This is a genomic window from uncultured Aurantimicrobium sp. (assembly GCF_936931525.1).
Taxonomy (GTDB): Bacteria; Actinomycetota; Actinomycetes; order Actinomycetales; family Microbacteriaceae; genus Aurantimicrobium.
Window position 1 is genome coordinate 1 of the sequence record NZ_CAKZII010000171.1, and the last position, 25,048, is coordinate 25,048.

A 25,048-nucleotide genomic window follows, 5' to 3' on the forward strand; every position below is an offset into this window, starting at 1 on the left:
GCCCCTGATATTCAGGGGCTTTCAGTGGTGGCTCCGACGGGCGTCGATCCCGTGACCTCACGATTTTCAGTCGTGCGTAGGTTGATAGTGGTGATTGTGTTTCACTCACAAACCCTTGAATTACTTGGGTTTTTAGTGGAATTGAGTCACATCAATTTGATTTGTTATTTGGGTTTTGTGGGCAAAATGTGGGCAAAATGTGGGCAAAAATGTCATAAGTATGAATGGGCATTTGAGCTGAGCCGGACCTCTGTCAGGTGCAAGTTGTTAGGCAACAGTTTTGTAGGGTGACGGTCCCATGTTCCTGCATCATGTTCGATAAGAATTCGTGTGAGGTCTGACTCCGCGTAGTTCAATATTCTTTCGTAAGTCTGCATTGTTGAATATGCGCCACCGATTGCCCACTTTGTATTGGGAATGAAGTGAGGATATTCAGGAACACCTGTTAAATTCCCCATCGTGTAAGCGATATCACCAATAACGATGTATTTATCGATTTCGCTTTCAATCAGAACAAGTTGTGAAGCATGGCTGTGTCCGTTGTAGTCCACCCAGATGTGGATTCCAGGAAATAGATTGTCAATTTCACCCTCAAGCAAATTAAGGCGTCCTTCAAGGGCAAGATTTTTAGCAAACGTTATATCCGCGGAGTCGACAGCGCTGAGGAGAGCTTTATATTCATCGGAGCCGCTGAGGAGTGATTCCCAACCATCAAGTTCTGCACGTTGGAGGTAAACGTCTGCATTGGGAAATAGTTCAAGACTCCCCATGTGATCCCAATGTGCATGTGTTGGGATGATCACATCGATGTCCTCAGGAGACAGTCCAACCTTTGCGAGGACTTCAGTCGGTGAATTCCAATTTTTGACATTGAAACCTGTAGCTAGATCCTGCTTGACAGTTGACTCGAAATTAATTCCACAATCAATCAGAATGTTTCTACCCTCACCCTGGACAAGGATGAAACTGAAAGCGAAATACATAGTTTCACCAGCATGGGCATAGCCAGAATATGCAGCCTCTGCAATTTGATGGGGCGCACAAGCGTATTCAAGAACCCAAATTGAATAGTCACCTTTTGAAAGCAAAGCTATTCCCAATCAACCTTGATTCGAGTGAGCAGCATCGAAGATATCTGCCAACGGCCATTTTTGAGTAAATACGTCTCGTGGTAGTGACCATAGCCGTGCATAACCTCATTGCCGTAGTCGAGCTGGTCATACAAAGTCCACATACCTTTTGCTGTGAGTGGCGAGGTAAGTGTGAGTTGTGGGTCGTGTCCCTGGTGAACTGTGATGATCCCACCCACTGCTTTTTCAATGCGCACGGCAGCTTCTTTTCCACCTCTCACAACCGTTTTTACTGGGTTGAGGTGCTCACCAGTTATGCCATGGTGACCTACGTGGTACTGATCCTCACCGCTGAAATCAATAACGGCATCGTCGGTAAAGATTCCTTCCATCGCAGACCAGTCTTTATTGTCCACTGCAGCGAGATACCTGGATTTGAGATTCTTGATGGCTTCCAAGGCAATTAAAGATTCATTGAAACCAATTTCTCTGTGAGTTTCAATATCTAGTACGACCGAATCGAAAGGCTGCAAGTTGTCATTCATAAGAACTCCTTTGTTCTGAAGTGGTGATTTAGATGCCGGTGAAGTTTCTTGAGGCGTAAAGATACATATCTGCCTGTGCAATAACCATGCGACGCGTTGTTGGGTTCATAGAATCCCAGGGCTTGGTCCATGCAAGCGATTGCGCAACTGACCATGCGGAAGGCTCGACCCCACTGTTGAGAAGTTCAGTAACTTGACCTACTCGGTTGATGTGGTGATTTCTTATCTCGGTGCATCTTGAACGGAGATCCGCAATGACAGGACCATGACCGGGAAAGCCAGTGGCTCCGCGCAAACCTTCAATGGTTGCTACAGAAGTCAAATAATTGACCATAGCTTCTGGTTTCCACACCTTTCCAAGCCCTACACCGGGATTGAATTCACCCAAAATATGGTCGCCAGTGAAAACCTGATTCTGGTCGACGTCTTCAATACAAATATGCCCCGGAGTGTGTCCAGGAGTGTGGTGAATACGTAAATTTCTCCCTGGAATGAGTAAGAAATCACCATCACGTAGCAATATGTCGGCCCTAATTCGTGGCGGAATATTTGGTGTCTGTGTTTCAAGTTCTAAGCGAAGCACGTCACGATGCTCTTGAGGTACCTGCCAATGCTCGAGCAGATTAATTCTTTGATCTACGGAATGAGGGAGAAAATCTAGTAGCAACTCTTCTTGCTCTATTTCGTGAAGAGCTATAGGACATCCTGACTCTTCACGAACATGATGTGCCATGCCTACGTGGTCTTTATGTTGATGTGTAACTGTGACCGAGCACACATCCTTTGCTTTCCAACCCAGACCAGAAAGCCCTCGTTGCAACTCAGACCAATTACTTTCAGAATCCCACCCAGGATCAATGAGGTGAATGTCACCAGCCTTATCGAGCAATACATAAGTTGCGATGAATTCAGGGTGGTCAGAGGGGAGATTGTGGGGAATCATCCACACGTACTCACCAACTTGGGTGACTGGGGGTAAAAATGAAATGGCCATTACTTTGCTTTAGAAAAATAGATGCCGGGACATTTAGCCCCGGCATCTATTTAGATCCTTATGGAATCAGATCGATTTCAATCTCAGCGATGTCCTGATCCTTGAGATTCACCACAACGTTGTCGAGTGCACGAGCGGTCATCCACACAAGTTCCTTGGACTTAGAACGGTTGCCCTCGATGTGAGGAATCCCTGGAGGGACGTAAACGTAGTCTCCGGCCGTGAGGTAAACAATGTTTTCGAAACGCTCTCCATAGCGGATGAAGGCGTCACCTTCAAAAACGTAACCTGCGGTTTCTACTTCACCGTGGTGGTGAGGGTCTGAAACTTCACCGGGGCCGGTGTAGACCTTGCCAAGCCAAAGGCTTTCAACATCTGAGTTCTCTTTGCTAACACCCGAAACGCGGCGAGCGTTGAGGGTCTGAGTGGTGTTCTCAAGAAGGTCTGCTGCGCGGTTTACAGCAATCTTTTTCTGAATTACGGGAGTGGTCATTTTTCTTCCTTTCAATCGGTTCTGTTATTAGTCGACGTAATTGATGTCGATGTCAGCAACGTCTTGGTTTTCGAGGTTGATGACGATGTTGTCTGGATTGCGAGTAGTCATCCAGATCAGTTCTTCTGTGTGAGAGAGGTTTCCTTCAATGTGAGGAACGAATGGAGGTACGTATACGAAGTCGCCCTCTTCCATGTAGACAATGTCTTCGTAGCGCTCGCCGAAACGAATAAAACCGTTCCCCTTGAAGATGTATCCACCGGTTTCTGCTTCTCCGTGGTGGTGAGGGTCTGAAACTTCACCAGGGCCAGTAAAGACCTTTCCAAACCAGAGGTCCTTGACAGCAGTGTTCTCTTTGCTTACTCCAGATAGGCGGCGGGCATGAGCAGTTTGGCCGGGTGCTTCTGGCAACTGATCTTTGCGTTGGACGCTAATTTTCTTGAGTACTTTTGGTGCTTCAGACATTTCTAATCTCCTTTGATTGGTTAAGAACGTTCTTCAATGACGGGGTTGACGAGGCGACCAATACCTTCGACTTCGACCTCCACGACGTCACCGGGGAAGAGCCAAAGTTGTGGGTCCCTGCCATCTCCGACGCCACCTGGGGTACCTGTGACGATGACATCTCCAGGATTGAGGGTGGTCCATTCAGAGCAGTAGATGATGAGGTCTTCGACAGAGAAAATCAGCTGGTCTAGCGTTGAGTCCTGAACGACAACATCATTGACCTTTGTCGTGATGCGCTTGCTACCCAGGTCATCAATCTCATCTGGAGTGACAATTGCCGGACCGAAACTTCCAGATTTCGGGAAGTTCTTTCCCGGGGCAAACTGGTGAGTGTGGCGCTGGTAATCACGGATTGAACCGTCGTTGAATACTGAATATCCAAAGACGGCAGCTTGCGCTTCCTCGCGGGTTGCATGTCGAACTGTCGAACCAATGACGACTGCCATCTCTCCTTCGAAGTCGAACTTCATGCTGTTCGTAGGGGCAACTAATGCTTCGCCGTCACCAACTAATGAGTCATTGAAACGAGTAAATATCACAGGGAACTCGGGAGTCGGCCGGTTCATTTCGGCGATGTGATCCGCGTAGTTCAATCCGACACAGATGATTTTGCCTGCATCTGTAACGGGGGGAAGAAGTTCCACTGAAGCGCGATTAACGGTTGGTGCAGTGTCGCGAAGATCAAGCGCAAGAGGAACAAGGTTACGTCGCAGACTCTCACCGAGTGTGGCCCAGCCAACGAGACGTATCGCCCCGAGGTCAACTATGTTGTCACCTTCGAGGATTCCCCAGCTCTTTCTGTTGTCTTGCTTGAACGAAACAAATTTCATGATGATCCTTTGAGCTTTTCTAGTTCCAATAACCGGGGCGGTGTGGGACGGGGCGGTAGTCAACTTCAATCCCTAATTCGTGTGCAGCACGAAGGGGGAAGTGAGGGTCGTTGATGAGTTGGCGGCCAATAAAGATGGCGTCTGCCTTCTCTTCTTGCAAGATCTGCTCCGCCTGCACTGCAGTAGTTATCTTTCCGACTGCAGCAGTGAGAACTTTGCCTTCGTTCTTGACGGTTTCAGAGAACGGGACCTGATAGCCAGGAGTGGAGGAGATGAAAATTGAACGCAACAGTCCACCGCTAGAAATGTCGAAGAGGTCTGCGCCTAATTCCTGACACCACTTTGCAACAATTGCAGTCTCTTCAGGAGTCCAGCCGTCATCAACCCAGTCAGTGGCGGAGAAGCGAACAAACAGTGGAATATCCGAACCGATTTGCTCTCGGACAACCTTGACTACTTCAAGCAAGAATCGAGCTCTGTTCTCAAGCGAGCCACCATATTGATCTTCTCGGATGTTGCTTAGCGGAGAAAGGAACTCGTGCAACAGATAACCGTGTGCGGCGTGGATCTCAATTACTTTGAACCCAGCTTCAACGGAACGACGAGCAGCATCAGCAAATTCTTGAACGACTACAGCAATATCTTCAGTCGTCATGACCCGGGGAACAGTAAGTCCATCTACTGCGAGCGCTGAAGGGCCGATGGTCTCCCAGCCTCCTTGATCCAAAGGCAAAGCTTTTTCATGCATATCGTCAGAAGCTTTACGTCCTGCATGTGCAATCTGAATAGCGGGCACAGATCCTTGAGATTCAATGAAAGCCGCTACAGGCTTCCAGAGATCACGCTGGTGGTCATTCCAGATTCCTGCACACTGCGCTGTGATTCGGCCGATTGGGCTAATGGCTGTTGCTTCAACCATGACCATTCCCGCTCCTCCAGCGGCGTAGCTACCGGCATTTACAAGGTGCCAAGAGTTTGGATTCCCAGTCTGGTCTTCGCATGCGAACTGGCACATAGGGGGTACCCAGATGCGATTACGGAAATTAACATCGCGAATTGTAAGCGGTTCGAATAGAAGTGCCATGGGGTTCCTATCGGTGTGAATTCTTCGTTGAAATCTTCAGACGCATTCATGTCGTCAAGTCAAGATTTATGTTCACACACCCACTCACGCCATCGATATTGAAAGTTTGTCTCGCAGAGGGGGACTTAATCGGGTACTTTTGGTGAACAAGCGCTAGTTAGGAGTTTGAGGTGGAGAAATACACTGTTCAGTCACTTGACCTTGGCCTTCGGATTCTCCAGCTGATGGGGGCTGCAGACGTCCTTACAGTGAGGAGCGCCGCAACTTCTCTTGGCATTAGTACTTCAGCAGCCCACCGAGCTCTGCGCACTTTGGAGGACAGAGGGTTCGTATCAATCTCTTCAAACTCAAGGGGATACGTCCCTGGCCCTTATCTAATGGGAATGTTGATGACTCCAGGAATCCAGCCCAAAACCAAATTCAAACTCAGACCAGTGATCCAGGCTGTTCGAGAGCAGACAGGTGAATCTGTTCATAGTGCTGTATTGCTGGGTAACCAGGTTCTTGTAGTCGACGGAAGAAGGTCTAGTCATCCCAAAGACATTGGTTTACGAATTGGAATGACGGCCCCGGCACATGCGATGGCGGCGGGGAAATTGTTGCTGGCTCAACTAGATCAGGCACAGCTCAGAGCGATACTCCCTAATCAGACTTTGCCAAGAAGGGGCCCGAAGACCATTACTAACAGGGATGAACTCGAGGCAGAGTTACATCGTGTGCGAGCGGGGGGAGTGGCATTTACCATTCAAGAATCTGAGACAGGGATTAACTCCCTCGCGCTTCCCCTTGCCGGATCAAACTGGAGAGACAGAATAGCTTTGGTTATCTCACTCCCGATTAGTCGAGGAAAAGCCAGCCGCTTGCGAGAGCTGGCAGGAATCAGCGAATCAATTATCAGCTCTTTTGGCGGAGAACAAGCTGTGACAAATAAATGGTGAGACAAGTAATAAAAAGACCGCTAGACCCTTAGGCTAATAAAATAACTAACGTTTTATAGTTCATTTAGAAACCTCTTTCACGCACCACGATCGGAACCAGAATGACAGGTATTACTGCTGCTGGTCAGCTCACAGCTAACGCCATTCGCGATGAAGCTGCTCAGCTGTTCTTTCTGCATGGTTTCGAAGCCACGAGCCTTCGCCAAGTAGCTACTGGCGTGGGGATCAAAGTTGGAAGTCTCTACAACCACATTGAAAACAAAGAAGACCTCCTGCTTCAAATCATGGGTGGCACCATGGATGAACTTATGGAGATTCAGGAAAACGCCCTAGCTGAGTGCTCAGACATCATCGAAAAGTTGATTGTTCTTCTTTCTTGCCACATTCGTTTTCACGCGGAACATGCGCAAGTCGTATTCATTGGTAACTCAGAACTTCGTTCACTCTCCCCAGAGAACCGTGCACAAATCATCGCACGCCGTCGCGAATATCAAACGATGATCCAGAACCTTATTGAAGAGGCAGATCGGAGTGGACGAGCGTTAGTTCTCGATGCACGACTGCACACCTTCAGCATTGTTGCTATGGGTACCCACGTTGCAAGTTGGTACAAGGGTTCTGGAAACCTTTCTTTGGACCGAATTATCAACATCTATTCGAAGATTGCGCTCCGTGGACTTGGCGTCGCTGATGCGGATGCACTGGTCGACAAAAAGTTCCCCGCTTTATAAAGCCACACTCTTGAGTAGCCAAAGGCTTGCTCATTTGCTTTCAACCCGTTATCGTATAAATCACGAACAAGCGTTCGCTTGTTTGTTCAACCGGGAGAGCAAAGATGCACACCATTGGAGACTGGACTCGACTCAACTACAGACGTAATCCTTCAAAGGAAGCGTTTGTAAGTTTTGACGGACGAGTCAGCTTTGGGGAGGTAGCCGAGCGAGCTTGGCAACTCTCCCGCGGACTGCGTGAAGCTGGCGTCAAGCCAGGCGAGGTTGTTGGCGTATTGGCCGGTAACTCAACCTTCAACGCCGAGCTCTATATCGGTATTGCGAACTCTGGATCTATCTACGGCGCATACAACTGGCGTTGGGCAGCTGAAGAGCTTGCTGGGGGTATTAAAGAATCAAATCCTTCGCTCATCATCGCCGAAGACCGCTTCACAGATTTAGTTACGCAGGCAATTGAGATTCTGAATAACGATGCTGAATATTCCGGCACCATCCCTCGCGTAGTTTTTGAGGGCGAAGTCGAGAAACTTCGAATTGGTACTGGAGTATTCACTGCTGAAATCACTTCCGAAGATCCGCTTTGTTTGATCTATACCGGTGGCAGCACTGGAATTCCAAAAGCAGTCGTACTTTCGCACCGTTCAGCTACTTCAAATGCTTTGAACGAAATCATTTCGTGCGATTTAGGTAATAACCCAGAAGACCGTGGATTGATTCTCACTCCAATGTTCCATTCGGCTGCACTTCTGTGTTGGCTTACTACCCATTTCGTCGCGGGGTCCACAAGCATCATTGCTCAGCAGTTTGATGAAGAGACGATGATTCGACTCGTAGAGAGCGAACAAGTCACCAACACTTTCATGATTCCCAACATGATGCGTCGCGTGATGCAGGCGGGCGTTTTCGATCAGCCTGCCTTTCAAACTCACTTCCGAGCACTCCACACCGGTGCAGGTTTGTTGAGAATGCCCGATAAGGAACGCTTCCGCGAAATTCTTCCCAACGCTGATCTCTTCTTCCGATACGGACTTACAGAAGCTGGTCCGCAGGTAACCAGACTTCACACCCGGGACATGCTTGACCCCGCAGTTGATGGATCCATCGGACAGGAGTACTTCACTGTTGAAGCTGAAGTAATGATTCCCGGTACTACTGAAATAGCAGCTCCTGGAGAACTGGGAGAAATTTACGTCAAGGGACCTTCTCTCATGACGGGGTACCTCAACCGACCTGAGGCAACTGCAGAAGCATTTATCGACGGTTGGTTACGAACTGGTGACCTTGCAACGCGTGACGACCGAGGGTTCTTCTTCTTCAAAGACCGCCTTAAAGAAATGATTAAATCTGGCGGCGAGAACGTGTATTCCGTCGAGGTAGAGCAGGTGCTTTACACACACCCTGCTGTGTTGGAAGCAGTTGTACTCGGAGTTCCGAACCTGGAATGGGATGAAGAAGTCCGAGGCGTTATTGTCCTTCGCGACAACATGACTGCAACAAGTGACGAATTGCGTGCACATGTTCGCAAGTCACTTGCTGGATACAAAGTTCCCAAGAAGCTCGAATTTGTCACAGCTGACTTTCTGCCAAGAAGTGCTGCAGGAAAACTCGAAAAACTCACACTCAAGTCAAAGCTTGGCTGGCTCGGGTAGCCAGATCATCGAACACAAGAAAAGTAGACAGGCTCAGAATGTTTAAGAAGATCCTTATCGCCAACCGTGGTGAAATTGCTGTTCGCATCATGCGAAGCGCGAAAGAACTCGGCATCACTAGTGTCGCTGTTTACTCTGACGCAGATGCTCAAGCACTTCATGTTCGAAGCGCAGATGAGACTGTCGCGCTAGGGGATGGTCCCGCGAAGGATAACTACCTTAATATCGAGAAAATAATTCAGGCCGCTAAAGAATCAGGTGCTGAAGCTATTCACCCGGGATATGGCTTCCTTTCCGAAAATGCAGAGTTTGCTGCAGCTGTCACAGCCGCAGGTATGAAATTTATTGGGCCTTCTGAACACGCAATTCGCACTATGGGGGAAAAGGTGGCAGCTCGTGCTGTTGCTGTAGAAGCTAATGTTCCCCTCGCACCTGGAACCAATCACGCTGTTTCTGGGGAGGCAGAGCTTCTAGAATTCGGTGAAAAGAATGGCTACCCCATTCTCATCAAGGCTTCAAATGGTGGTGGCGGTCGCGGAATGCGTCAGGCAAAGAGCGCTGACGAAGTAGCTGAGGCTTTTGCCTCTGCTGTACGCGAGGCAACTGCGGCCTTTGGAAGCGGAGATGTATTCGTCGAGCGATACCTCACTAACGCTCGCCACGTTGAAGTCCAGGTATTCGCAGACTCGCACGGAAACGCTGTGTTCTATGGTGATCGTGACTGCTCGGTGCAACGTCGCCACCAGAAACTTTTGGAAGAGGCACCCGCACCCTTCCTGAGCGAAGAGCTTAGAGAGCAAATGGGCGAGGCTGCCGTTCGTCTTGCACGTGAAGTTGCATACGAGGGTGCTGGAACTGTTGAGTTCCTCGTCGAGGACAACAAGTTCTACTTCCTCGAAATGAACACACGAATTCAAGTAGAGCACCCCGTCACAGAAATGGTTACCGGAGTTGATCTGGTTTCAGAGCAAATCCGAGTCGCAGCAGGTCTTCCTCTCAATCTTCCGACTTCGCTCACATCCGTCAATGGTGCTGCCGTTGAAGCGCGTATTAATGCAGAAGACGTCGCAGGCGGAAACTTCTTCCCCTCGCCGGGCCTGATTGAGAGCATCAGCGTCCCCGAGGGGAGCTCCATTCGTTGGGATTCTGGTTACCTCAGTGGTGACGAAGTTTCTCCAAACTACGACAGTCTTGTGGGCAAGTTAATCGTTCATGGGGCAAACCGTGCAGAGGCAATCAAGGGCCTTTATGACGCACTCGCCGCACTCAAGATTGAGGGAATTTCAACCACAATCCCCGCGGCTATGGCGGTACTCGACCACTCTGATTTCCAGTCCGGAGCCTTCTCGACGCTGTGGCTTGAAAGAAGTGTGACGCTTCCTGAGTCGGGTGAAGAATACGAAGGTGCACTCACCCGTCAAGAAGTAGAGGTAGGTGGCCGATTCTTCGTAATTCCTTTCATCGATGAGAACTTCGTTGGAGTTGCTTCGGCAGGAGCACAAACTGCCGCATCAGACTCTGCTGGTTCAGGACGAGGAAAGTCTCGCCGTTCCGGAGGGAAAGCAGCTGGAGCTCAAAGCGATGGCAAGGTGAAAGCACCGATGCAGGGAACGATCGTGAAAATGAACGTTGCTGTTGGAGACGCCGTTACTGAAGGAACCGTTCTCTTTGTTCTTGAGGCGATGAAGATGGAGAACCCGATTAAGGCTCCGTTTGATGGAACCGTCAAGGAAATCAATGTCGAACTCGGCTCCGCGATTGCCGCGAAGACTGTCCTTGCTGAGATTGAGGCTTAGGAGCTGTAATGAAGGCTGTTAGATCTGTACTCTTTGTTCCTGGACACAAGGCTGATTGGATTCTCAAAGCTTTAGCGTCGCAGGCAGATGCCATCATTATCGACCTCGAGGATTCGGTCCCTGAGGCTTCAAAGGCAGACGCACGGATCAACGCTAGGGAAGCAATTCAGGCAAACAACACTGATAAGACAGTGTTAGTTCGCCCAAATGCGCTTGATACTCAGCACTTTGGGAAAGATATTGAATCGGTCGCGGTTTCAGGATTAACTGCTTTACTTCTCCCAAAGCTTTTCTCGCGCGATGACATGATCCGATTCGATGCCTTGGTTACAGCAGCTGAAATCTTAAATGGCGTTGAACGAGGATCAATCGAACTTGTCCCCACTCTAGAAACAGCCGCATCAGTAAATAAGGTAGACGAACTTCTCGATGCCCCCCGTGTGGGTGGAGTTATGGCTGCTGCAGCCAAAGATGCTGACATTTCACGTGAGGTTGGTTTCAGTTGGACTGAAGAGGGTTTTGAAACCTTGTATCTCCGAAGCAAGGTTGTTGTTGCTGCGCGCAGCGCAGGAATTCGATGCATCTTGCTAGGCCTCTGGCAGGACGTACACAATCTCGATGGAATGCGTCGCTTTGCACACGCAAATTCTGGCCTTGGGTACAGCGGACAGGTTCTCATCCATCCTTCGCACGCTGAGATTGCGAACGAAGAGTATGGTCTTTCCGAAAAGCAAGCAGATTACTATCGCCGCCTCATCGCTGCATTTGAAGCTGGTGTAGCTGTCGGTAATGGTGCCGTCTCATTTGAGGGCGACCACATTGATTTAGCTCATGCAAATAACGCGCGTGATCTTCTCATCCAGTCCGGGCAATCCCTGGAATCTAACTAAACCTAGAAAGAAAACAATCATGTCCGGAATGTATTTTGAAGATTTCGTAGTTGGAGAAGAAATTCACCACGCAGTCACACGCACTGTGACGGAAACCGACAACCTCATGTTCACTACTTTGACCATGAATGTTCAGCCACTTCACCTTGATGAAGAATTTGCCTCCAAGAGCATGTACGGTCAGCGCATTGTGAACAGTATCTTTACTCTTGGACTTGCAACCGGTATCCCTGTTCAGGAAACCACGCTGGGAACCACGCTGGGTAACCTTGGTTTTAGAGACATTGAATTCCCCAAGCCTGTATTCATAGGCGACACGCTTCGTGTCTCGACTATTGCACTAGATAAGCGACTTTCTTCCTCACGCCCCAACACAGGCATTGTTGGAATCGAACACCGCACTTACAACCAGCGTGATGAGCTAGTTTGTGTTGTACGCCGCAGTGCTCTCATGATGTGTAAGGACTATGTCTCAAAGTAATCAACAAGCTGCCCCTAGGACTGTTCTAGTCACGGGTGCAGCCGGCGGTATGGCTGCCGGTATCAATCAAAAACTGATTGAGCAAGGGCACACAGTAATTTGTGCTGATTTGATTTTTGAGAAAGTCCAAGCCGAAGCAGTAAGGCTTAAATCACTCGAGGGAAATGCTTTCCCACTCGAGCTTGATGTCAGCAAAGTTGACTCGATACGATCTGCCCTGCAGCAGTTGAAAGACCAGTCACTGAACGTTGATGTGATTGTCAATGCTGCCGGGATACTCGATCGAAAATCTATGGCTGATCACGATGACGAATCTTTTCAGAACGTCATGCTTGTCAATCTCGTGGGCCCCTTTAACCTCATTCGTCTATTGAGTCCTGGAATGGTTTCACGAGGATGGGGCCGAATAATCAACATCTCTTCCATCGCAGCTAGGAACGGCTACCCGTTCCCAAGTTATGCCGCTTCAAAAGCAGGACTTTCGAACCTTACTCGCTCGTTAATCAATGATTTCTGGGGTACGGGGGTGACAGTTCACAACATTTGCCCGGGGCTAGTCAATACTCCTATGGCCGATCCTCGCTTGATTGAGAACGCTGAAAAACGAATTCCTACTGGAGCAGCAGTTCAACCTGAAGAAATTGGCCAAGCGGTGGTTTTCCTCATGCAAGATGCAGCTGCAAGCCTCAATGGAAGTGATTTTGTGATGGATGGTGGCGTCACGAGTTATTTCCAGCTTTTCGAGCGCTGAAGCCAACTTTCTGCAATTTTGTCGCACTTTTGTATTGACATGCGTGTTTACTAATGAATAACATTTAGATAACAAACAAGCGTTAGTTATTTTATTTGGGAATTAATCCCTATGATAAAAATACAAGCGGTTGTTCGTTTGTTTCGGAGATAGAATCAGAATCGTCGGTGATTCGAATCGGGTGACTACTTCGAAGATCAACAAAAACAAAGGAGTTATTGTTCATGGCTAAGAATCGACTAATGCTGGCCGCAGCTGCTGTTGCTGCTTCCAGCGCGTTGCTTCTGAGTGGTTGTGCATCAACTGATGCAACAAGCACCGGAACTGCAACCGAAGAAGCCGGTAGCGCTGTCTACAACACCGGAAACATCAAGGACTTTTGTCCAGACACCCCAACCAAGGTTGGCTACGCAAAAGGTAGCAACAACACTTGGACCAAGACCGTTCTGGCAGAGCTGACAAAGGCTGCTGAACAGTGCTCAAACATCACTGAGGTTATCTTCACCGATGCAAAGGGCGATCAGCAAAAGGCAATTTCTGATGTTGACAGCCTCGTTGCTCAGGGCGTTCAGGTACTTATCGTTCAGCCCGAATTTGGCGCTGCACAGCTTCCTTCCATCCAGGCTGCAACTGACGCAGGCGTGAAGGTTGTTTCCTTCATCTCTGACCCAGGTGGAACCCCTGGAACTGACTACGTAACCTTCGTGAACCACGATGTTAAGTACATTGGTGAGCAGCAGGCTGCTTTCTTCAACAAGGCTCTCAACGGCAAGGGAAAGATCGTATTCCTTGGTGGTACACCTGGTGCAGCATCTAGCGTTACCTTCTTCAACGCTTTCAAAGAAGCACTCAAGGCATACCCCGGCCTGAGCCTCGTTGAAGACAACTTCGTTGTAACCAACTGGGATCCAGGTGAGAAGAAGAAGGTTATGACCGCTCTTCTCGCTAAGTACGGACGTATCGACGGTGTCGTTTCTGACTACACCACCACCGACACTGGTGTTATCGATGCTTACACCGAAGCTGGCGTTGCCCTTCCTGCACTAGCTGGTCAGGCATCTGCAAACGTAAACGGCTGCCAGTGGGAGAAGTCGAACTTCGCGTTCTTCACTCTCGATGGAACCACCACCACTGTTGAGATTGCTCTCCGCAAGGCACTTGCTGCATACGTCGGCAAGGACAACCCAGAGCCTTCTCGTCCACAGTTGCCTATCTTCATTGACACCACTTCGGGTAAGAACCCTAAGTGCAGCACCGTTCTTCCTCCAGACGCTGACCTCTCGTCAAGTCTGACCGAGGCTGAACTCAAGAAGATGCTCGGCTAATTCAGTAACAACTAAGAAATAACGAGGTATTACCAATGGCGGTAGAAGCTCTCCACGTAAACGACGTGTCAAAGAGTTATCCAGGTGTTCGGGCTCTCAGAAATGTGAGCTTGAACGTACTGGCTGGCGAAATCCACGGAGTTGTCGGAGAAAACGGAGCTGGAAAGTCCACCCTGATGGGTGTAATTTCTGGAACTGTTACTCCAGAGACAGGAGAAGTCCGAGTCTTCGGAGAGCTTCTACCGTCAGGTAATGCCTCGGCATCGCGTGACTTTGGAATCACCATCGTCCGTCAAGAACCAGCGCTTCTTCCAGACCTCACAATCGCCGAGAACATGTATCTCGGAATGCCCAAAGAAAAGCGCCCAAAGACTACCGAGCTCAACTCCTGGGCAACCAAGCAGCTCGCTGTTTGGGGAACAGACCTCAATCTCTCGCCTTCATTGCGAGTTGAGGATCTTCCACCAGAACACAGATTTATCGTTGAAATTGCTCGCGCACTCGCAGCGCAACCCAAGGTACTTATCCTTGATGAGCCAACTGAGCATCTCTCTGCCGAGGACGTAAATATCCTCTTCGGGCACATTCGCCGTCTTGCAAAAGAGGGCGTTGCGATTATTTACATTTCGCACCGTGTAGCTGAAGTTCGAGACATCGCTGAACGAGTGAGTGTTCTTCGCAACGGTGCTTCACGTGGTACCGAACTAGTGTCGAAACTTTCAGAGTCCGACATTGTCAACTTGATTGTGGGACGTGAACTTTCATCTACGTACCCTGCAAAGTATTCAGGCGACAAGAATGCAATACCCAACTTTGTCGTTAGTGGATTACACGGGGATAAGTTCAAAGATGTTTCGCTCGAGGTTCGTCCTGGTGAAGTAGTTGGCCTGGCTGGAATTGACGGTAACGGTCAACGCGAATTCCTTCGTGCTCTGGCCGGTCTTAACAAGTTCGCTGGAGTTGTAGAAATCAGCGGACAAGAAGTGAAGTATCGCTCCGCTGCTCAAGCTACAAAGCAAGGAATTGCTTACGTTGCAGCAGACCGTCACCGAGAGGGTGTTGTCTCAGGCCTAAGTGTCAAGGACAACATTGCGCTTCGTTCGCTCAAAAAATTCACATCGATGGGCCTCGTCTCCAACAAAAAAGAGAACTCCTCAGTTAGCTCATTGGTTAATGAGTTCAATGTAAAGACTCCAACAATTGCCGCATCTATTGCGACACTGTCGGGCGGTAACCAGCAAAAGGCAGTACTCGCAGGAGCTTTTGGATCGGGTCCATCTGTACTTCTTCTTGACGAACCTACTCAGGGAGTAGACGTTGGTGCGCGAAGCGAGATTTATACGCTCATACGTCAGCGAGCTGAAGAAACCGGCATGGCTGTAATCGTACTTTCGACAGATGCCAAGGAACTTGCAGGAATTGCGGACCGAGTCCTTGTCTTTTCCCGCGGAAAAGTTGTAAGTCAACTTGAGGGAAAGAAAGTCACTGAAGAAGAAATCATCGGTGAAGCCTTACGCTCGACAGCAGTCCGTGAAACTCAAGTAGTAACGCGATCTAAGCTTGTTCGCTGGCTGGGCGGTGACGCCGCACCTCTGGCAATTGTGGGGCTTGCGATTATTGCCCTTTCACTCATTACCCAAGTGGCAAACGGCTTCTTCTTGTCTCCGATGAGCATCCAAAGCATGCTTACCTTGCTTGTGCCACTTGGTTTGGTAGCTATGGCGCAGGCGATGGTGCTTCTTGTGGGAGGAATTGATCTTTCAGTCGGCCCACTAATGGGTTTGATAGTTGTCCTGGAGTCCTACCTCCTGATAGACGGCTCATCGATTGCGATGCAGGGATTCGGTTGGAGTCTTTTCGTAATCGTCCCAATAGTCGTCGGTTCAATCAACTGGGCTCTAGTTGACTTAGCAAAGATCAACCCAATGATTGCCACCCTAGTAACTTTCACAGGAGTTCAGGCAATCTCACTGATTCTTCGCCCAACACCGGGCGGTGTAATTGCACGTTCAATTACAAAGTCGATTACGACCAAGATTGGTCCAGTTCCAATCCTGTTCATAGTTGTCGTAATTCTTGCCCTCCTATTAACCTGGGCACTTCTTAAGACCCGCCAAGGAATTGTTCTACGAGCAACTGGGTCGGATGAAAATGTTGCAGCTCTCAACGCAATTAATCCAAAGAAAGTTCGCTATTTTGCCTACGTCGGCGCGAGCCTTCTGGCTGGTGTTGCTGCAGTAACTTTGATGGCTCAAATTGGATCCGGTAATGCCTCAGGTGGTACTAGTTACACCCTCGCAAGTATTAGCGCGGCAGTCATCGGTGGCGTCAGCCTTGCCGGTGCACGCGGTACATTCTTTGGCGCGATCATGGGTGGCGCACTTCTCCAAGTGGCCAACAGCGTAACAACATTCCTCGGGCTCTCTACTGAGTGGCAGTCGTTCCTTATGGGCGGTTTGACCTTGTTTGCCGTAGCTGCTTACTCATTGTTCCGTTCACTCAAGAAGGCGGGTCACTAATGTCTCAACAGAACACTCTCCGCAAGGGCTTCACTAGGCCTGCCTTTACTTCCATCGCGATTACGACAGTGATTTTGTTCGCAATTTGTGCAGTATTCGTGCCGAGTTCATTGGATCCCATATCTGTAGTCGGCATGATGCCGTTCGCCGCGGTCCTGGCAATTGCATCAATCGGTCAGACCTTGGTTATTCAGCAGAGAGGTATTGACCTCTCCGCTGCAGGTGTAATTAGCATCTCTGCAATGGGTTTTGGTGTGATGTACTCACGCTGGGGCATCGATCCGTTTACGGCTGTGTTGCTTTGTTTCGGAATTTCTGCAGTGGTGGGTCTTGCCAATGGCTTATTGGTTGCGCTTGTAGGAATTAGTCCGCTTGTAGCAACTCTTGCAATGAACACAATCCTCTTTGGATTTGTTCAGTTGATTACAGGTGGGGCCCCTGCCCAAGCACCAGAAGTATTTAGCCAGTTCGCGCAATCAGACATCTTTGGAATTTCCACACTCGTATGGATTGCAATCGTGACTGTACTTGTCATGGCACTGCTCACCTCGAAGACGGTATCTGGACGTCAGTTCATTGCGGCAGGCGCAAACCCTGCTGCAGCGCGGGTAAATGGAGTACGTACGAACTCCAGCGTAATTCTGGCTTATGTCACTGCTGCCTTGACCTACTCTTTTGCCGGGATGCTGCTTGCTAGCTACCTCCAAAACGTCGGCGTCCAGGTTGGTAATGGCTACATGCTCGCGGTTATTGCCACCGTCATTGTTGGTGGTACACCATTGGCTGGAGGCAAGGGAACCATCATAGGTTCAGCAATCGCAGCGCTCTTTATGTCTCAACTTGTTCAGATGGTTCTCACGATGGGAGCACCAACATCTGTCCAGATGCTCGTACAGGCTTTGACGATTGCTGTCGCGGCAACTCTTCAAGGTGTCTCGGGTAACTTCAAGTTCAAAGAGAAGAAAAAACCACTTCACCCCTCTCAAATCGTGACCACGGATACCGAATCAGTCGGCGTCCACCACATGCCCTAACTAGAAAAAGGAGACAACAATGAAAGCTTTAGTTCTCACAGAACTGGGTAAGGACCTGGAGATCCTCGATGTAGAGGAGCCCACAATTACCCCTGATGGCGCAATTATTCGCGTCAAGGCAAACGGCATTTGCCGAAGCGACTGGCACCTGTGGCAGGGTGACTGGGCATGGCTCGGTCTCGAACTCCCGCTTCCTCACGTCATGGGACACGAATTCTCAGGTGTTGTTGAAGCTGTTGGTTCAAACGTCACCCGTTACAAGGTTGGCGACCGGGTAATCGTCCCACACGCACACGGTTGTGGCGTTTGTGAATACTGTCTCAACGGTTACACCAATGTCTGCCAGAACGTCTCCTTTGCAGGAACCAACTACTGGGGCGGATACGGAGAACTTGTACTCGTTCCAGAAGCAGACCGTAACCTCGTAGCACTTCCTGAATCAGTTTCATTTGAAGCTGCTGCAGGCTTGAGCTGCCGCTTTATGACTGCTTGGCACGGCATTGTCGACCAGGTAGCAGTTCGCCCTGGAGAATGGGTTTTCGTCAACGGTTGCGGTGGATTGGGCCTTTCCGCAATTCACATTGCTCGCGCACTTGGCGCATCTGTAATTGCTGCTGACATCAACCCTGCGGCACTTGCGCTTGCTAAGGAGCAAGGTGCAATGCACGTCATCAACTCAAAGGAAGAGGACGTAGTCGCTAAGGTTCACGAACTCACTGGCGGCGGCGCCCATGTTGCCGTTGATGCCCTCGGTATCAAGATCACTTGCCAGGCAGCAATTGGCAGTCTCCGTAAGCGTGGACGTTTATTGCAGGCGGGCCTCACCTCTGCTGCGGAAGAGGGCTACATTCCCATCCCAATCGACGCATTGGTTCTTCAGGAGCTCTCGATCGTGGGTGTTGCAAACATGCCTATCGCTCGCTTCCCTGACATGATGCGCATGGTCGAAAACGGTGTTATTGACCCCCAGGCCATGGTAACTAAAACCGTAAACCTCAAGGAAGCTGCAGACATCATGCAGAACATGGGTAGCTTCGCTAACCCAGGTGTCAGCGTCCTCACCGACTGGAACTAATAAAGGGAAACCACAATGAAGAAATATGAAAACCTCTACATCAACGGTGAATGGGTTCCTGCTCACGGTGAAAAGAAAATTGAAGTTGTTAACCCTGCGAACGAAGAAGCATTCGCAGTCGTTACCAGCGCAAGCTCTGAAGATGTCGAACGAGCAGTTGCGGCAGCCAAAGAGGCATTCAAGACATTCAGTCAAACTACTTTGGCAGAGCGTATTGAACTCCTCGAGAGGATCCTAAAGATCTACGAGCGTCGTCGTCAGGAGTTCTCAGATGCTCTCACCGAAGAGTTGGGTGCTCCAAAAACCCTTTCTGAAGGTGCGCAGACTTGGCTTGGAATCGGTCACATTCAGGCGACCATTGATGCTCTTAAGTCGATGACTCTCGAGGAGAAGAAGGGTAACTCCACCATCGTGCGTGAGCCCGCTGGTGTTGCTGCGCTGATCACCCCATGGAACTGGCCTATCAACCAGGTCTTCACCAAGACCGCTTCAGCTCTCGCTGCAGGTTGCACGATGATCCTCAAGCCAAGCCAGGTCACACCAATTGACTCATTCCTCTTCACTGAAATTCTTGATGAGGCTGGAGTCCCCGCAGGTGTGTTCAACCTGGTTACGGGAGACGGTGTAGTTATTGGTCGACAGCTTTCCTTGCACCCAGATGTAGATGTGGTTTCCTTCACCGGTTCGACACGCGCGGGACGCGAAATTTCTCGTGACGCTGCTGAGACAATCAAGGTTGTTCACCTCGAACTCGGTGGAAAGTCTCCGAACATCATCCTTGACGATGCCGATCTTGAGAAGGCTGTTTCGACTGGTGTAACCATTTGTTACAGCAACGCTGGTCAATCCTGCAGTGTTGCAACTCGTATGCTTGTGCCACGCTCCAAGCTGGCCGAAGTTAATGAAATCGCTAAGCGAACCGCAGAGGCGTTTGTTGTTGGTGACCCCACCAAGGATGAAACCACAATGGGTCCATTGGTAAACGCTCGTCAGTTCAAGTCTGTACAGGGATACATTCAGACTGGAATTGAAGAAGGCGGTGAGCTGCTCACTGGTGGTGTTGGTCGACCAGAAGGTCTCGCCAAGGGCTTCTACACAAAGCCAACCATTTTCACCAATGTTGACCCCAAGTCGACAATTGCCCAGGAAGAAATCTTTGGCCCAGTTCTCGTCATCATTCCTTTTGACAGCGAAGAAGAAGCAATCGAAATTGCTAACGATTCCATTTATGGACTTGCAGCGGTAGTTCAGTCAGCAGACAAGGACCGCGCAATTAAGGTTGCCTCCAAAATCCGTTCGGGACACGTCTACATCAACCACTACACGGACGATTACGTCAGCGTTCCATTCGGAGGTTGGAAGCAGTCTGGTACCGGATACGAACACGATGAGTGGGGTATCCGAGGCTTCCAGCTAGTCAAGGCAGTACTGGGAACTGCTGTCTAGACCTGAAATCGCCGATGGCGATGGCCCCGTGTAAAAGCGGGGCCATCGCCATTTGAAAGCTAATTGGAGAATTAAATGAACAGGCTTAGTGGAAAAATAGCGCTCATTTCTGGTGCAGCCAAAGGTATGGGTGCGAGCCACGCGAGAGCAATCGTTGCAGAGGGCGGATCTGTCGTTATTGGCGACGTCGATGAACAAAATGCTCTTGCCCTAGTTGAAGAGCTCGGCGAGAGGGCAGCTTTTGCGCGACTTGATGTTCAAGTAAATGAAGACTGGGATAACGCAGTCCAAACTGCACTAGATGCTTTTGGCGGTTTGAACGTATTAGTAAACAACGCTGGAATCTTGCGATCAGCAGACATCGTAGACATGCCTGATGCTGATTGGGATTTGGTAATGGGGATCAACCTCACTGGAGTGATGAGGGGAATGCGTGCTGCAATTCCCGCGCTCGTTAAGTCAGGCAATTCTTCGATCATCAATATTTCGTCTACGGCAGGGCTTAAGGCGTTCCCAGGCACGGCTGCTTACAACACTGCTAAATGGGGCATTCGTGGCCTTACGAAGACAGCAGCACTTGAGCTTGCGCACCAAGGGGTTCGAGTAAATTCCATCCATCCTGGAAACGTCAAGACCCCGATGATTGATGGTCTCTACATGGACTTCAAGCACGTTGCTCAGGGGCGTGCGGGAGAGCCAAGCGAGATCAGCAACCTCATCGTTTATCTAGCCAGCGACGAAAGCTCATTCTCAACTGGTAGCGAATTTGTTGCAGATGGTGGAGAGACAGCAGGGCTGCCTAATCTGGCAGACCTGTAGTGACAAAAACAAATCTGCCCCCGGCTAAATATTAGACCGGGGGCAGATTTGTCCAAGAGAGGTCTTTATTTGCGCTTCATGAGGAAGCTGCTGGAGAAGGTCATCACGGTCTCTTCACGTTGATTGAGAACACGGTAATCAAACTTCCAAATTCCATTAGTGGGCTTTGAAGTCTCACGAGTTTCGACAAGTTCTGCGGTCGCACGAATTGTGTCTCCGATGAGTACCGGTGCAGTTGCTCGAACCGCATCAAGTCCCAACCAGGCAGCCACATTGGTGAAATAGCCAGTTTGAGTCATCAAACCCAGTGCGCACGACAATGAAAGCGGGCCATGGCCAATCCGCTGACCAAAGGGAGTTTGTGCGGCATAGACCTCGTCTAAGTGGAGAGAGACGATGTCGCCAGTCAGTCCTGCCCAGGTAACGAGGTGGGCTTCAGAGATAGTTAGTCCTGGGCTCAAAATTAGGTCGCCGAGTTCAAGATCTTCCCAGAAGTAGTTGGGCTGAGTCTTTACTGATGAAAGCGTTGTGTCCACGATGGCTCTTTTCCTCTGTATCCACATTGATGAGAGTTAGTTCTATGTGCAAAAAACAATTTCGTTGCAACTAAACTAATACTAGCGTACGCTCGTTCGTATAAAGCAATAGTTTTCTTGGAGGAAGTTATGTCGGCAAAAGACATCAAAGTGGATGAATCCGCGGCCGTAGATGCAGAAGTAGCGGACAAGACAGTCCACGATGTTCTCGCCGAGTACCTTGTAGAGGCTCGACTTGGTGGTTCAGAGAAGAACCGAACCAAAATCAAAGAGTCAGGCAAGATGCTTGTTCGTGAGCGCCTCGCTCACCTTTTCGACGACGAAGAGTACGTAGAAGACGGCCTCCTTGCTCGGTTCACTGAGGGTCTTCCTGGTGACGCGGTTGTTTGTGCTTATGGAAAAGTAGATGGCCGCCAGGTTTGTGTCATTGCAAATGACTACAGCGTTAAGGCTGGTACTTGGGGTAAGCGCACATTCGAAAAGATCACTTTTGCACAGGAAACCGCAACAGCTGCCGGTATCCCCATCATCTACTTGTTCGATTCAGCAGGTGCTCGTATTGATGAGCAGCTAGATAGCTTTGCTGGTCGTCACGCCTGGGGCAACATCTTCTATAACCAGGTACAAATTTCTGGTCGTGTACCTCAGGTTTGCGCATTGTTCGGACCCTCGCCTGCTGGTTCGGCATACGTTCCGGCGTTGTGTGATCTCACAGTCATGGTTCGAGGCCACGCAACTGCATACCTTGGATCTCCCCGTCTTGCTGAAATGGTTACCGGCGAAAAAGTTACTTTGGAAGAAATGGGTGGAGCAGAAATGCACTGCACCGTTTCTGGCTTGGGTGATGTTCTCGTTGAAAATGACATCGAAGCGCTTGACGCAATTCGCGTCTGGTTGTCCTTCTTGCCTGCGAACTGGGAGCTGCCCGCACCAATGGCAGAAGCAAGCGAGCCACGTGAAGGACGAAAGCTAAGCGATATTGTTCCTCTTCGCGAAGCTGAAGTTTTTGACATGGAAGAGTTCATCGAATCCTTGGTTGATGAGGGCTCTTACTTCCCTTACAAAGAATTATTTGCTCCTGAAATGATCACTGCTTTTGCGAGGATCAATGGCCAGCCTGTGGGATTGGTCGCTAACCAACCCATGCACATGGGTGGTGCAATTTTCCCGAACTCTTCGGACAAGGCAGCACGATTCATCTGGATTTGTAACGCATATAACGTTCCAATCATCTTCCTTGTTGACATCGCTGGATACATGATTGGTTCCGAAGTAGAGCGCCAAGGAATCATTCGTCATGGTGCAAAGATGATTTTCGCAGTGTCTGAGTGCCGCGTACCTCGTATTACGGTCCTTGTTCGTAAGGCTTACGGTGGTGGCTACCTAGCCATGTCTGGTGCACCAATGAACCCAGATGCAATCATCGCCTTGCCGACTGCTCGACCTGCATTGATGGGCCCAGATGCTGCTGTAAACGGCGTCTACTACAACCAAATCCACGCGATTGAAGACCCAGCAGAGCGCAAGGCATTTGTTGCAGAAAAGCAGGCAGAGTACGCAGAAGGAATCGACGTTTTCAAGATTGCTGATGCGAACGCTGTTGAAGCTGTAGTACCTACAGATGAATTGCGTGATGACCTAACTAAGCGCCTTTATCTTTACAAAAAGCGTAAGGCAGTCCCCGTCGAACGCCGTCAAGCAGTAACTCCTGTCTAATTCTAATGTTCAAGATAATTTCAAACCTGACTGCTCTTCCAGAGCTCACACGGGAAGAATTTATTGAACACTGGCAAGAGGTTCATAAGCCGTTGATTTTGGCGTTGCCTGGGCTAATTGCCTACCGCCAAAGCCCTGCTATAGCCCACAAAAATAAGTGGCCTGCAAGTGGTTTAGCAGAGCTTTGGTTTGATTCCTTAGGGGATATCAAAACAGCTTTCGAAAGCTCTGCTGCGGACGCTATGAGAGAAGACGAAAAAGTACTTTTCTCGGATATCTCTTGGTACATCGTTGAAGAAGGGCCCATGCTCAAGCCTTGAACGCGAGTTCCTTGTGTGAGGATCCAGGCGTGATTACCTTTCATCACGGAAATACTTACCAAGGCTTCAGGAGTGCTAGCAACATCTAAATCGATTCCTCCATTTTGAGATAGATGTCACTTCTGGAAACAAGAAAACCCCCGACTAATGCCGGGGGTTTTCTTTATGTGAATTACTTGGTGCGAGTGGTGAGCTTCCATACGAGAGGAAGCAGTCCGCCTGCAGCAAGAGCCTTGATCAGGTCACCTGGAATGAAGGGGTAAAGACCGGCCTGGAGAGTTGCGGACAGGTCGTTGGGGTAACCAAGCTGACCGAGTGCAACAGAAAGCCAGGGCAGACCTACTGCGTAGATCACAGCGGTACCGGCAAGGAATGCACCGATGGTGCCCAGAACCTTACGGTCCCACTGCTTCTGTGCGAGCCAGCCCACGAGAGCTGCTGCCAGAACGAAACCGATCATGTAGCCACCGGTGGGGCCAGCAAGCTTGGCTAGACCAGCGCCGCCTTCAGCGAAGACAGGAAGACCTGCAACACCGAGGCCTACATAAAGAAGCATGGAGAGTGCACCGCGGAGCGAACCGAGGGTTGCACCAACGAACAGCACTGCAAAGGTCTGTCCCGTAATGGGCACAGGCCACATCGGGATAACAAGCTGTGCTGCACCTGCAGTCAAAGCTGCACCAGCAGCAATCACAGCTAGATCTGCAGTCACGCTCTTTGCGACCCAACGGTCAACAAGTACTTCACGAGGTGAAGCTAAGGCAATAGAGGACAAGATGACTCCTGGTAGTTAAATGACGAACAAACGATTGTTAGTAATATGGTACGTCTTTTTGGAACTAATTGATACTTATTTATTCGGCTACTGCCTCAGCATCAGCGTTGTATCCGTCAATGTGCCCTGGGGAGACCTCACTTTAGAAATGGATTAAGGGTACCCCCCCGAAAAAATTCACTGTAAATCGTAACCACGCAAACATTTGAAGCGGATGTCAGTAGCGGGTAGTGGAGGTTCAATGGGTGCCGCTGGTATTTCAGTGCAAGTCGCCTTGAACAAAAACGAAGGTTTATGGACACCTCGGCGAGCGCGTCTTCGTCTCACGTAGTTATGCGGATCTGCATTCTCAAAACTCGTGTAGGAAACGGTTGTTAATTTGGCACCGTTTTAATACAGTGAATTAATGAGCGCACATCGAATTGGCTATGGCCGAGTATCAACGACAGACCAGAATCCCACTTCACAAGAGGATGCACTCCGGCGGGCTGGGGTGGACAAGCTCTTTGTTGACACCTTCACTGGGACTAAGGCATCTAGGCCTGAGCTTGATCGGCTTCGGGACCAACTCAGGAGTGGTGATGTTCTTGTGATTACTCGGCTTGATCGTTTGGGCAGATCGGCAAAGGACTTACTCACCATCGTGAGTGAGCTTGAGGCCCATGGGGTTCAGCTTGAGGTCCTGGAACAGAACATCGACACAAAGACGCCTGAAGGAAAGCTC

General features: G+C 49.7%; 25 protein-coding genes and 1 pseudogene. 17 read left to right on the forward strand and 9 right to left on the reverse strand.

Annotated features, from left to right (window positions below; genetic code table 11):
- Positions 1 to 212: 212 nt before the first annotated feature.
- Genes Q0362_RS08490 through Q0362_RS08520 form a run of 7 tightly spaced genes read right to left on the reverse strand, consistent with a single transcriptional unit; the run spans position 213 to position 5,523 of the window.
- Positions 213 to 1,100 carry an MBL fold metallo-hydrolase gene (locus Q0362_RS08490; RefSeq protein ID WP_298122533.1) on the reverse strand — a complete coding sequence of 296 codons (888 nt, stop codon included), beginning with the start codon at positions 1,098 to 1,100 and terminating at the stop codon, positions 213 to 215.
- Complete coding sequence (locus tag Q0362_RS08495) at positions 1,091 to 1,615, reverse strand: nuclear transport factor 2 family protein (RefSeq protein WP_298122536.1); 525 nt, start codon at positions 1,613 to 1,615, stop codon at positions 1,091 to 1,093. The genes Q0362_RS08490 and Q0362_RS08495 overlap by 10 nt, the downstream gene beginning before the upstream one ends.
- Before the next feature lie 28 nt (positions 1,616 to 1,643).
- Positions 1,644 to 2,609, reverse strand: a complete 966-nt coding sequence (locus Q0362_RS08500) for an MBL fold metallo-hydrolase (RefSeq protein ID WP_298122538.1) — start codon at positions 2,607 to 2,609, stop codon at positions 1,644 to 1,646.
- Positions 2,610 to 2,667: 58 nt separating this feature from the next.
- A complete protein-coding gene (locus Q0362_RS08505; RefSeq protein WP_298122540.1) occupies positions 2,668 to 3,102 on the reverse strand; it encodes a cupin domain-containing protein in 435 nt (144 codons plus the stop codon).
- A gap of 27 nt (positions 3,103 to 3,129) precedes the next feature.
- The gene (locus tag Q0362_RS08510; protein ID WP_298122543.1) at positions 3,130 to 3,567 is read right to left on the reverse strand and encodes a cupin domain-containing protein; all 438 of its coding nucleotides are present in this window, start codon (positions 3,565 to 3,567) and stop codon (positions 3,130 to 3,132) included.
- 20 nt (positions 3,568 to 3,587) lie between these two features.
- Entirely contained in the window at positions 3,588 to 4,439 is an 852-nt protein-coding gene (locus Q0362_RS08515) for a fumarylacetoacetate hydrolase family protein (protein WP_298122545.1), read from the reverse strand.
- A 19-nt stretch (positions 4,440 to 4,458) separates the two neighbouring features.
- On the reverse strand, positions 4,459 to 5,523 hold the full coding sequence (locus tag Q0362_RS08520; RefSeq protein WP_298122547.1) for an NADH:flavin oxidoreductase/NADH oxidase: 1,065 nt from the start codon (positions 5,521 to 5,523) through the stop codon (positions 4,459 to 4,461).
- Positions 5,524 to 5,693: 170 nt separating this feature from the next.
- On the opposite strand from Q0362_RS08520, the pseudogene Q0362_RS09715 reads away from it, so the two are divergent.
- The 14 genes and pseudogenes from Q0362_RS09715 to Q0362_RS08585 all read left to right on the forward strand — a co-directional run.
- Positions 5,694 to 5,843: pseudogene (locus Q0362_RS09715) on the forward strand (helix-turn-helix domain-containing protein); the annotation flags it as partial.
- Between the two features lie 69 nt (positions 5,844 to 5,912).
- Positions 5,913 to 6,461: an IclR family transcriptional regulator gene (locus Q0362_RS08525; RefSeq protein ID WP_298122549.1), complete on the forward strand. Its 549-nt coding sequence runs from the start codon at positions 5,913 to 5,915 to the stop codon at positions 6,459 to 6,461.
- 101 nt (positions 6,462 to 6,562) lie between these two features.
- The gene (locus Q0362_RS08530; protein WP_298122552.1) at positions 6,563 to 7,192 is read left to right on the forward strand and encodes a TetR/AcrR family transcriptional regulator; all 630 of its coding nucleotides are present in this window, start codon (positions 6,563 to 6,565) and stop codon (positions 7,190 to 7,192) included.
- Between the two features lie 104 nt (positions 7,193 to 7,296).
- A complete protein-coding gene (locus Q0362_RS08535; RefSeq protein ID WP_298122555.1) occupies positions 7,297 to 8,841 on the forward strand; it encodes a class I adenylate-forming enzyme family protein in 1,545 nt (514 codons plus the stop codon).
- Positions 8,842 to 8,879: 38 nt separating this feature from the next.
- Entirely contained in the window at positions 8,880 to 10,637 is a 1,758-nt protein-coding gene (locus Q0362_RS08540) for an acetyl-CoA carboxylase biotin carboxylase subunit (protein WP_298122557.1), read from the forward strand.
- A gap of 8 nt (positions 10,638 to 10,645) precedes the next feature.
- A complete protein-coding gene (locus Q0362_RS08545; RefSeq protein ID WP_298122559.1) occupies positions 10,646 to 11,527 on the forward strand; it encodes a CoA ester lyase in 882 nt (293 codons plus the stop codon).
- Positions 11,469 to 12,008, forward strand: a complete 540-nt coding sequence (locus Q0362_RS08550; RefSeq protein WP_348519953.1) for a MaoC family dehydratase — start codon at positions 11,469 to 11,471, stop codon at positions 12,006 to 12,008. Before Q0362_RS08545 ends, Q0362_RS08550 begins: the two co-directional genes overlap by 59 nt.
- A complete protein-coding gene (locus tag Q0362_RS08555; RefSeq protein ID WP_298122562.1) occupies positions 11,995 to 12,759 on the forward strand; it encodes an SDR family NAD(P)-dependent oxidoreductase in 765 nt (254 codons plus the stop codon). Before Q0362_RS08550 ends, Q0362_RS08555 begins: the two co-directional genes overlap by 14 nt.
- A 224-nt stretch (positions 12,760 to 12,983) precedes the next feature.
- Complete coding sequence (locus Q0362_RS08560) at positions 12,984 to 14,084, forward strand: substrate-binding domain-containing protein (RefSeq protein ID WP_298122564.1); 1,101 nt, start codon at positions 12,984 to 12,986, stop codon at positions 14,082 to 14,084.
- 35 nt (positions 14,085 to 14,119) lie between these two features.
- Positions 14,120 to 16,603: an ATP-binding cassette domain-containing protein gene (locus Q0362_RS08565; protein WP_298122566.1), complete on the forward strand. Its 2,484-nt coding sequence runs from the start codon at positions 14,120 to 14,122 to the stop codon at positions 16,601 to 16,603.
- Entirely contained in the window at positions 16,603 to 17,637 is a 1,035-nt protein-coding gene (locus Q0362_RS08570; protein ID WP_280794616.1) for an ABC transporter permease, read from the forward strand. The genes Q0362_RS08565 and Q0362_RS08570 overlap by 1 nt, the downstream gene beginning before the upstream one ends.
- Positions 17,638 to 17,656: 19 nt before the next feature.
- Positions 17,657 to 18,712: a zinc-dependent alcohol dehydrogenase family protein gene (locus tag Q0362_RS08575; RefSeq protein ID WP_280794615.1), complete on the forward strand. Its 1,056-nt coding sequence runs from the start codon at positions 17,657 to 17,659 to the stop codon at positions 18,710 to 18,712.
- A gap of 15 nt (positions 18,713 to 18,727) precedes the next feature.
- Complete coding sequence (locus tag Q0362_RS08580; protein ID WP_280794614.1) at positions 18,728 to 20,158, forward strand: aldehyde dehydrogenase family protein; 1,431 nt, start codon at positions 18,728 to 18,730, stop codon at positions 20,156 to 20,158.
- A 75-nt stretch (positions 20,159 to 20,233) separates the two neighbouring features.
- Positions 20,234 to 20,977 carry an SDR family oxidoreductase gene (locus Q0362_RS08585; protein ID WP_280794613.1) on the forward strand — a complete coding sequence of 248 codons (744 nt, stop codon included), beginning with the start codon at positions 20,234 to 20,236 and terminating at the stop codon, positions 20,975 to 20,977.
- Between the two features lie 65 nt (positions 20,978 to 21,042).
- Here the strand turns inward: Q0362_RS08585 and Q0362_RS08590 are convergent, their stop codons facing one another.
- Positions 21,043 to 21,513, reverse strand: a complete 471-nt coding sequence (locus Q0362_RS08590) for a MaoC/PaaZ C-terminal domain-containing protein (RefSeq protein ID WP_280794612.1) — start codon at positions 21,511 to 21,513, stop codon at positions 21,043 to 21,045.
- 129 nt (positions 21,514 to 21,642) lie between these two features.
- On the opposite strand from Q0362_RS08590, the gene Q0362_RS08595 reads away from it, so the two are divergent.
- Both Q0362_RS08595 and Q0362_RS08600 read left to right on the forward strand, forming a co-directional pair.
- Complete coding sequence (locus Q0362_RS08595; protein WP_280794611.1) at positions 21,643 to 23,229, forward strand: acyl-CoA carboxylase subunit beta; 1,587 nt, start codon at positions 21,643 to 21,645, stop codon at positions 23,227 to 23,229.
- A 5-nt stretch (positions 23,230 to 23,234) separates the two neighbouring features.
- Positions 23,235 to 23,549 (forward strand): EthD family reductase, encoded by a 315-nt coding sequence (locus Q0362_RS08600; RefSeq protein ID WP_280794610.1) that lies wholly within the window; start codon positions 23,235 to 23,237, stop codon positions 23,547 to 23,549.
- A gap of 172 nt (positions 23,550 to 23,721) precedes the next feature.
- Here the strand turns inward: Q0362_RS08600 and Q0362_RS08605 are convergent, their stop codons facing one another.
- Complete coding sequence (locus tag Q0362_RS08605) at positions 23,722 to 24,324, reverse strand: biotin transporter BioY (RefSeq protein WP_280794609.1); 603 nt, start codon at positions 24,322 to 24,324, stop codon at positions 23,722 to 23,724.
- A gap of 406 nt (positions 24,325 to 24,730) precedes the next feature.
- On the opposite strand from Q0362_RS08605, the gene Q0362_RS08610 reads away from it, so the two are divergent.
- A partial coding sequence (locus Q0362_RS08610) for a recombinase family protein (protein ID WP_298122571.1) occupies positions 24,731 to 25,048 on the forward strand: 318 nt, incomplete at its 3' end.

Bases quoted from the DNA above. Each gene is read 5' to 3' on its own strand.
- Q0362_RS08495 (WP_298122536.1), bottom strand. From the start codon at position 1,615: ATGAATGACAACTTGCAGCCTTTCGATTCGGTCGTACTAGATATTGAA.
- Q0362_RS08500 (WP_298122538.1), bottom strand. From the start codon at position 2,609: ATGGCCATTTCATTTTTACCCCCAGTCACCCAAGTTGGTGAGTACGTG.
- Q0362_RS08505 (WP_298122540.1), bottom strand. From the start codon at position 3,102: ATGACCACTCCCGTAATTCAGAAAAAGATTGCTGTAAACCGCGCAGCA.
- Q0362_RS08510 (WP_298122543.1), bottom strand. From the start codon at position 3,567: ATGTCTGAAGCACCAAAAGTACTCAAGAAAATTAGCGTCCAACGCAAA.
- Q0362_RS08515 (WP_298122545.1), bottom strand. From the start codon at position 4,439: ATGAAATTTGTTTCGTTCAAGCAAGACAACAGAAAGAGCTGGGGAATC.
- Q0362_RS08520 (WP_298122547.1), bottom strand. From the start codon at position 5,523: ATGGCACTTCTATTCGAACCGCTTACAATTCGCGATGTTAATTTCCGT.
- Q0362_RS08525 (WP_298122549.1), top strand. From the start codon at position 5,913: ATGACTCCAGGAATCCAGCCCAAAACCAAATTCAAACTCAGACCAGTG.
- Q0362_RS08530 (WP_298122552.1), top strand. From the start codon at position 6,563: ATGACAGGTATTACTGCTGCTGGTCAGCTCACAGCTAACGCCATTCGC.
- Q0362_RS08535 (WP_298122555.1), top strand. From the start codon at position 7,297: ATGCACACCATTGGAGACTGGACTCGACTCAACTACAGACGTAATCCT.
- Q0362_RS08540 (WP_298122557.1), top strand. From the start codon at position 8,880: ATGTTTAAGAAGATCCTTATCGCCAACCGTGGTGAAATTGCTGTTCGC.
- Q0362_RS08545 (WP_298122559.1), top strand. From the start codon at position 10,646: ATGAAGGCTGTTAGATCTGTACTCTTTGTTCCTGGACACAAGGCTGAT.
- Q0362_RS08550 (WP_348519953.1), top strand. From the start codon at position 11,469: ATGCAAATAACGCGCGTGATCTTCTCATCCAGTCCGGGCAATCCCTGG.
- Q0362_RS08555 (WP_298122562.1), top strand. From the start codon at position 11,995: ATGTCTCAAAGTAATCAACAAGCTGCCCCTAGGACTGTTCTAGTCACG.
- Q0362_RS08560 (WP_298122564.1), top strand. From the start codon at position 12,984: ATGGCTAAGAATCGACTAATGCTGGCCGCAGCTGCTGTTGCTGCTTCC.
- Q0362_RS08565 (WP_298122566.1), top strand. From the start codon at position 14,120: ATGGCGGTAGAAGCTCTCCACGTAAACGACGTGTCAAAGAGTTATCCA.
- Q0362_RS08570 (WP_280794616.1), top strand. From the start codon at position 16,603: ATGTCTCAACAGAACACTCTCCGCAAGGGCTTCACTAGGCCTGCCTTT.
- Q0362_RS08575 (WP_280794615.1), top strand. From the start codon at position 17,657: ATGAAAGCTTTAGTTCTCACAGAACTGGGTAAGGACCTGGAGATCCTC.
- Q0362_RS08580 (WP_280794614.1), top strand. From the start codon at position 18,728: ATGAAGAAATATGAAAACCTCTACATCAACGGTGAATGGGTTCCTGCT.
- Q0362_RS08585 (WP_280794613.1), top strand. From the start codon at position 20,234: ATGAACAGGCTTAGTGGAAAAATAGCGCTCATTTCTGGTGCAGCCAAA.
- Q0362_RS08595 (WP_280794611.1), top strand. From the start codon at position 21,643: ATGTCGGCAAAAGACATCAAAGTGGATGAATCCGCGGCCGTAGATGCA.
- Q0362_RS08600 (WP_280794610.1), top strand. From the start codon at position 23,235: ATGTTCAAGATAATTTCAAACCTGACTGCTCTTCCAGAGCTCACACGG.